This is a genomic window from Oscillospiraceae bacterium, from assembly GCA_034925865.1.
Classification (GTDB): domain Bacteria; phylum Bacillota; class Clostridia; order Oscillospirales; family SIG627; genus SIG704.
Genome location: JAYFRN010000004.1, coordinates 63,564 through 70,883, shown reverse-complemented (window position 1 = coordinate 70,883; position 7,320 = coordinate 63,564). Strand labels below are relative to the sequence as shown.

Sequence of the window (7,320 nt, the reverse complement as noted above, 5' to 3'; positions counted from 1 at the left end):
TCACCCTCTCAATATTACTTGCCACGTAATACCATTTTACCATAAAAATGCGCAAAAAGCAAGCTCTTTCTCGCTTTTTGCGCATTTTTTATTGATATTTCCCTTCGTATTACTTGCTTTGTTGAAAGTTAGGGATTAAGGTGTCCCAAAAAAATTGACATTACCAAAAATAAATGATATAATTAAGAGAATATTAACTATGAGGAAATTTATTTAATGGAGATATTCATTGCCGTACTTCTGTTTATCCTTGGGCTCGCCCTGATCATAAAATGCGGGGATTTATTTGTTGATGCGGCCGCATGGATCGCCGAAGTGTCGGGAATACCGAAATTTATTGTCGGTGCAACTGTCGTCAGCTTCGCGACGACGCTGCCGGAAGTCATCGTTTCCGTAATTGCCGCTCTTGACGGAAAAGCCGATATGGCAGTCGGAAACGCGGTGGGAAGCGTCACCGCGAATCTTGGTTTGATAATGGCAGTATGCGCGGTTGCGCTTCCCTTTTCAATTAAACGAATCGACTATGCTCCGAAGGGGCTTTTAATGGTCGCCGCAGTGCTCGTCCTATATACCTTCTGCCTTGGCGGAAGCCTTTCTACTTCAGGACTTGTCATTCTTCTCGTTATCTTCGCGACCTTTATTTATGAAAACATTCAGTCTGCAAAGAAAAATCAAGATAAATCAGAACGCGTAAAACCGGGTAAAAAAGCGGTTTCAGTAAATATTCTTAAATTTATTGGTGGATGCGCCGGTATCGTTGTTGGCGCTGATCTGCTTGTCGAGAACGGAAGCATAATCGCTAACGCGATGGGCGTTCCTGAAGGTATCGTCGCCGTAACGCTCGTTGCGGTGGGCACATCGCTTCCTGAACTCGTGACAATGATTATGTCTATAAAAAAGAAGCACGGAGCGCTATCGGTAGGTAATATAATCGGCGCGAATATAATTGACACTGCGATAATTGTTCCTCTGTGCGGTCTTGTTTCCGGCAAACCACTCACGATATCCTCTCAGGGATTGGCGCTTGATCTGCCCGTATGCCTTTTTGTTTCAGCAATCGCTATTCTTCCTATGCTTTTATGGGGAAAGTTAATGCGCTGGCAAGGTGTCGGTCTTCTCAGCTGTTATCTGGCATACATCATAGTTTTGTTTGTCTGAAAATAATTATAAATATGTATGTCGAAAGGAATTTGAGAAAATGAAATTTTCCGAAATGTTTGCTGACGCGAAATGGATAACTCCATCCGAAAGCTGCGCCGCTCCGTATCTGCGCACCGGTTTTTTTATACCGGATTTTGAAAAGATCAGTATAACAATTTGCGGTCTCGGTTATTTCGAGCTATATATCAACGGTAAAAGAGCAAGCGACGATTTGTTTGTGCCTCTTTATACGGATTATCATGAACGTGAATTTGAGGTCATGGGTAAGCCCTTTGCCGAAAAGCTCACACACAGGATAATCGTACCAAAATATGATATTACAAAGCTTATCGTACCCGGAGATAACATAATAGCGATCGCCCTCGCTCCCGGCTGGTATGCTTCAAAACCGGAATACGGCTGTGTAAAGGTATGTTATAAAATTGATGTCATATCATCTGACGGTTCAGAATTCTCAATTGTTTCTGACAAAATCATGAAATGGGCCACAAGTCCTATTACAAAATATGAATTTATCACAGGTGAGATTCAGGATCTTTCACTTGAAAAGGACGGATGGACAGAACCAGGATATGACGACTCCGCATGGGCAAATACCGTATTCACCGACATTCCTGAAACTGATTATTATATACAGTCCTCACCTGCCGACAGGATCATAAATCGGATAAAGCCAAAGGTTATAAAAGAAACCGAAACCGAAACGATTTACGATATCGGAATAAATGTATCCGGATATCCTGTGCTTAAATGCGATTCGGATGTACCGCAGAAAATCGAACTTATCTGCGGAGAGCTTATCGGATCTGACAATACGCTTTTACCGATAGCGGCACATGGAAAAAGCATTTATTACACCCGCGGTATAAGCGAAGAATTTCATACGCGCTTCACCTGGCATGCCTACAGATATTTTTCAATATCAAAGCCCGCATATGCAATTGAAAGTATCGTGATCCATTCCGATGTAAAAGTTTCAAGCAATTTTAAATCTTCAAATAAAATTTTGAATTGGTTGTATGAAGCGTATATACGTACTCAGTTGTCTAATATGCACGGAGGTATTCCATCCGACTGCCCACATCTCGAACGCAGGGGTTATACCGGAGATGGCCAGCTCGTATGCGAATGCGGGATGCTGCTTTTAGATTCAAAAAGCTTCTATCGAAAATGGATCGACGATATTTCCGACTGTCAGAACCGTATAAACGGTCATGTTCAATATACCGCGCCATATGTTCATTCCGGCGGAGGCCCGGGCGGATGGGGATGCGCCATAGCGGAGGTTCCTTACATGTATTTCCGCGTTTTCGGAGATCCCGAGCCCACGCGTAAAATGCTTCCGCAGATGCTTTCTTATCTTGATTATCTAGAGCTTCACAGCGAAAACGATCTTATTTTAAGCGATGAACCGGGGCTATGGTGCCTGGGAGATTGGTGTACGCCCGACGAAATCAAGATTCCAGAGCCTTTTGTCAACAATTATTTCTATATTAAGACAATAAACAGAATAATTTATCTTTGCGATATATTCGGTATCAGCGAATATAAAGTACAGCTTATCGAGACGAAGCGGCGCAAGGAAATCGCGATTATGCGCGAATATTTTAACGCAGCTACCGGAGACTTTGCCGGAAACATTCAAGGCGCCAACGCGTTTGCGGTTGATCTTTCGCTTGGTGACGATAGAACATTATCACACCTCGTCGAAAATTATACTAAAGCCGGTATGTACGACACAGGCATATTCGGCACGGACATCGTAACAAGAATTTTATTTGAACACGGATACGGCGAGCTTGCTTATTCACTTCTCACCTCAAAGAAAGAGATATCATTTAACACTATAATCGAACGAGGAGGCACGACATTGTGGGAATACTGGACAGGGAAACGCTCTTACAGTCACCCTATGTTCGGAGCTGTCGTTAAATATCTCTTTAAATACCTGCTTGGTATAAATCAACCGGTTGAGTCAAACGGTTTTTCGTCAATTATAATATCTCCGATTATAATAAATGAGCTTACAAGCATATCCGGAAGCATCATGACTCCCAAAGGACAGGTAACGGTCTCAATTACACAAGACAGCAGCGAAGTTACGGTGCGCACTGACGTTCCTGAAAAAGCTAACGCTAAGTTAGTTTTATACGGAACTGAATATCCTCTCTGCGCCGGCCGGAATGAAATAACTGCGCAAATTCAATAATAGCAATTTAATGCCCTGACAAGCAATTGATTTCCGCTTGTCAGGGCATACTTTATCTAAAACTATTGTTCTTCTAGGCGATATTTATTTTACTTTCTTTTTGGAAATGATTAGCGCAGAGCCGGCTGAAGCAAGCACGGCTGCGACCATTAATGCTGTGAAATCTCCTGTTGTCGGAGAGGTCGTATTATCATCAGTTTCCGGTTCTTCCTTTGGCTCTTCTTTTGGAGCGTTTGAACCGCCAAGGGTAATTGTACCGAGAACATTGCTGTATTGCCACATATCGGTTGCGTTGGCATTCCATGCCGTCACTCCGACACGTTTGCCTGAGTCGGCTTCACATATGTTGACATCAAAACCGACCTTTTCGCCGATTTTCAATCCCGGTTTTGAAAGCGGAATTGCGATCTCCATTACATAACCTGTCGCATTTTTTTCACTAGAGATTAAAATCTCGGGATAATCTTCCGGTTTGACACTGGAGGTTCCGTATGTTCCATAGTATTTTCCATCAGCTTGTATGTTTAAATACTCATAAATGTCGCCGTTCGCTAATGAATATTTATAATTTTCGTCGCGTTTATAGCTGTAATCAACAAATACGCCGAGGGAATCTCTTTCCCACACTGTGCTCTGTGAAGCAGTAAAATCAAAATTAGGATCAGTGGTTATTTCAGCAAGAATATAAAAATACTTACTGTCCCAAAGAGTTCTTAATTTACCGGTCGCAGTTTTTGGATTTGAAGCCCAACTATATAGATTGAAATCATTTGCCTCGAACATTTCGGCCTGAGCCCAAACCTCATCAATCTTGCCGTCAATATGCGGTGTGCCTGTGTAAGCAGTTGCCGCTTTTGATCCTTCTGGATAAGCTGATACGGGGAATGCGGTACACAGCATCATTACAATCGCCAATATCAAGGTTACAACGGATAATTTCTTCATAGTGTTCTCCTCTTTAAAAATTTTTTAACGGTGCCACTGAATTACCCTCATAAAACGACGCTTCAACCGTCTGACGAGATAATTCTTCAGTACATCCGGATATGCCCGTAAAAATACGATCTGCTATCATCGCAGCTGCCAAAACACTCATTTTACAAAAATCCTGATTTATGCCTGTTATTTTTAATCTACCTTTTATTTTTGCGCATTCGGCGTCAAAGGTTACAAGAGAAACATCATCAGGAATCCTGTAGCCGGCATTTTCCAGCGATGACACAGCAAGCGAAGCAAGCTGCGCATTAATGGTAAAAAGAGCGGTAGGTTTTATTTCCTCAAACCTTTCCATCAGCTTTTCAGAAAATAATTTTTGATGCTCATTCTTTATATGCTCATCTATAGAATTTATGTATAAATCATATATTTCAACATCAGATTTTACTCTGTTTTGTGCCGCCGCCATATAAAAGCCGTCTCTGCGGTCAATGACAGCGGAAACCGAGCTGTTTCTTAATACCGCAATTTTTTTATGCCCGTTTTTTATCAGATAATCACACAGCTTCATGGACGCCATTATGTTGTTGCTTGATACACATGGAACATCAAGCCCATCTACAGTTCTGTCCATAAAAACCACAGGGATATTTTCTGATAGCAAACGATTAATCGCTTTGGAAAATTCTTTTTCAAGCCTTGATTCACAGAAAAAAGGCGTGATGATTACTCCGTCAACCTTGCTTTTATTTATATTGTTAAGCCGTTCTATAAGCTTTTCAACGGTATTGTCGTGTCCTACAGCCAGCATATAAAATCCGTATTCGGCGAAACAGCTTTCAAGAACCTGCAAAACAGATGACCATAACGGAATATCAATATAAACAATAAATACGGCGACAATACAGTTGTTTTTCGGATAGATACTTATGTTTCCGCTTACATAGCTGCTTTTTCGTTCGGTTCTTATTATATATCCGCTTTGTTCAAGCTGAGACAAAGCTTTTTCAGCAGTATTCGGGCTGCATCCGAGCATCGAAGCGACAGCACGTCCGGAATACATTTTATCACCCGGTTTTAACTCGCCGCTTTTTATTATGTCGACAATTTGTCTTTTTACATATTCGCAATCGGTATTTTTTCTCATTTTTTACTCCGCTCGTTCTCTTTAAGTATATATTTGTTTTTTTATAAAGTCAATGATTTTAACAACATTTCCAAACATTCTGCGTTATATGTTACTTTTAATGCAGTTTATTGTACACATTGCATAACATTAAATCAGCGTAAATTTTCACTTATTTTCAAATTTACTGGTTTTGTCTGTCATAACTATTAGTAAGCTTTATATTTATGCAATACTTCAAATTCAAATTTAAGTAAAAATGAAGTTATATTCTTGACTTAGAACAGATAATAGTATAATATAAAGCCTATATACCAATGATTTTTTATTTTTCAACATTAATAATTTGATTACCTCGTAAAAAACAGAAAATTGATATTTATGAAAGTTAAACACAAGCCAGGCTATACTTGCTTGTCGTATTATTTATGAATAACTGCTGCATAATCAAAAGCAAAGCCTTTTACCGAACTTTTCTTTCAATGACCACTGTCATCGCTTTTCAAAACGCGATCGTTTTTGCCGTAAACCTTGCCGACAATATTATGCTGTCGCAATATTCTGAAGCCGCTTTGTCCGGTGTAAGCCTTGTAAATCAAATTCAATATCTCCTTCAAATGCTTGTAATGGGTATTTCAGAAGGAGCATTGATATTCGCTTCGCGAAGCTGGGGTGAGAAGGACACGGCTTCCATTAAATCCATATCAAACATCGCACTTAAATTCTCCATAAGCGTTTCAATGATTCTCGGATTAATCATGCTATTTTTCCCTTCAGGCATTCTCGGACTTCTTTCAGACAGCACGAAATTTGTCTCCGAAGGAACAAAATATGCCGTTATAATCGCATTTTCATATCCGATATTTGCCATATCACGTTCTCTTTTAATGATGCTCAGAAGTGTGGAAACAGTTAAGATCGGATTTTATGTATCACTTTCTACATTAATAATTAATATCTGCTTGAATTATCTCCTTATATACGGAAACCTCGGATTCCCTGAAATGGGTGTCAGGGGCGCCGCTTTCGCCACATTAATTTCGCGTATCATAGAAATGATTGTAATTGCTTTCTTTGTATTTAAAACAGACAAAAAAGTCAGGCTTAAATTAAGCGATCTTATTAAACCGAGCGACAGAGAACAATTAAAAGGCTATATAAAGCATGGCTCACCTGTTTTCTTATCCAGTCTTACCTGGGGTATAGCAATGGCGTTTCAAACAGCAATACTGGGTCATATGGGAGAAAACGCAATATCAGCCAATGCTGTGTCATCTACGGTTTTCCAGATTGTATCGGTATTTCTGTATGGCTCCGCCAGCGCAAGCTCCGTTATTATCAGCAAAATGATTGGCGAAGGGAAAACGGATATGATTAAGCCGTGTACCCGCGCTTTACAGCTTCTTTTTCTTGGCTTCGGCTTAGCTACCGGAGTGACACTTTTTATTCTAAGAATACCGATTTTAACGCTTTACACAAAGCTGTCTCCTGCTTCAGCCAATTTAGCCCTTAATTTTATGACGGTTTTGTCTTTTACTTCAATCGGAACGGCATATCAGATGCCGGTTTTGACTGGTATTGTAAGGAGCGGCGGAGAAACGGATTTTGTTTTAAAAAACGACCTAATTTTCATGTGGCTCATAATTCTTCCTGCTTCGGTTTTATGTGCGTTTATATTTAAATTCCCTCCTCTTGCGGTCTATGCTTGCCTTAAATGCGATCAGATTTTAAAATGCTCGGTCGCGGCAATAAAAGTAAACAGATACAAATGGATTAAAAAAATACGATAACCAGCATATTTAACAAATATAATGCAATATTTTTATAAAATTTTCATAATTTTCAATTTTTTTCATTTAATCTATTGACAAATATATATCCTTCGGTG

5 protein-coding genes are annotated in these 7,320 nt (G+C 40.0%); 3 read left to right on the top strand and 2 right to left on the bottom strand.

Going from position 1 to position 7,320, the window contains the following annotated elements:
* Positions 1 to 216: 216 nt before the first annotated feature.
* A complete protein-coding gene (locus VB118_01650; protein MEA4831304.1) occupies positions 217 to 1,158 on the top strand; it encodes a calcium/sodium antiporter in 942 nt (313 codons plus the stop codon).
* A gap of 40 nt (positions 1,159 to 1,198) precedes the next feature.
* The gene (locus VB118_01645; GenBank protein MEA4831303.1) at positions 1,199 to 3,370 is read left to right on the top strand and encodes a family 78 glycoside hydrolase catalytic domain; all 2,172 of its coding nucleotides are present in this window, start codon (positions 1,199 to 1,201) and stop codon (positions 3,368 to 3,370) included.
* Positions 3,371 to 3,454: 84 nt separating this feature from the next.
* Here VB118_01645 and VB118_01640 read toward each other — a convergent pair whose 3' ends face one another.
* Positions 3,455 to 4,315: a sugar-binding protein gene (locus VB118_01640; protein ID MEA4831302.1), complete on the bottom strand. Its 861-nt coding sequence runs from the start codon at positions 4,313 to 4,315 to the stop codon at positions 3,455 to 3,457.
* 13 nt (positions 4,316 to 4,328) lie between these two features.
* Complete coding sequence (locus tag VB118_01635) at positions 4,329 to 5,453, bottom strand: GntR family transcriptional regulator (GenBank protein ID MEA4831301.1); 1,125 nt, start codon at positions 5,451 to 5,453, stop codon at positions 4,329 to 4,331.
* Between the two features lie 461 nt (positions 5,454 to 5,914).
* On the opposite strand from VB118_01635, the gene VB118_01630 reads away from it, so the two are divergent.
* Entirely contained in the window at positions 5,915 to 7,222 is a 1,308-nt protein-coding gene (locus tag VB118_01630) for an MATE family efflux transporter (protein MEA4831300.1), read from the top strand.
* Positions 7,223 to 7,320: the final 98 nt, after the last annotated feature.

What these genes read in the sequence shown, in the direction of transcription:
- VB118_01650 (MEA4831304.1), top strand. Translation starts at nt 217, where the DNA reads ATGGAGATATTCATTGCCGTACTTCTGTTTATCCTTGGGCTCGCCCTG.
- VB118_01630 (MEA4831300.1), top strand. Translation starts at nt 5,915, where the DNA reads ATGACCACTGTCATCGCTTTTCAAAACGCGATCGTTTTTGCCGTAAAC.
- VB118_01645 (MEA4831303.1), top strand. Translation starts at nt 1,199, where the DNA reads ATGAAATTTTCCGAAATGTTTGCTGACGCGAAATGGATAACTCCATCC.
- VB118_01640 (MEA4831302.1), bottom strand. Translation starts at nt 4,315, where the DNA reads ATGAAGAAATTATCCGTTGTAACCTTGATATTGGCGATTGTAATGATG.
- VB118_01635 (MEA4831301.1), bottom strand. Translation starts at nt 5,453, where the DNA reads ATGAGAAAAAATACCGATTGCGAATATGTAAAAAGACAAATTGTCGAC.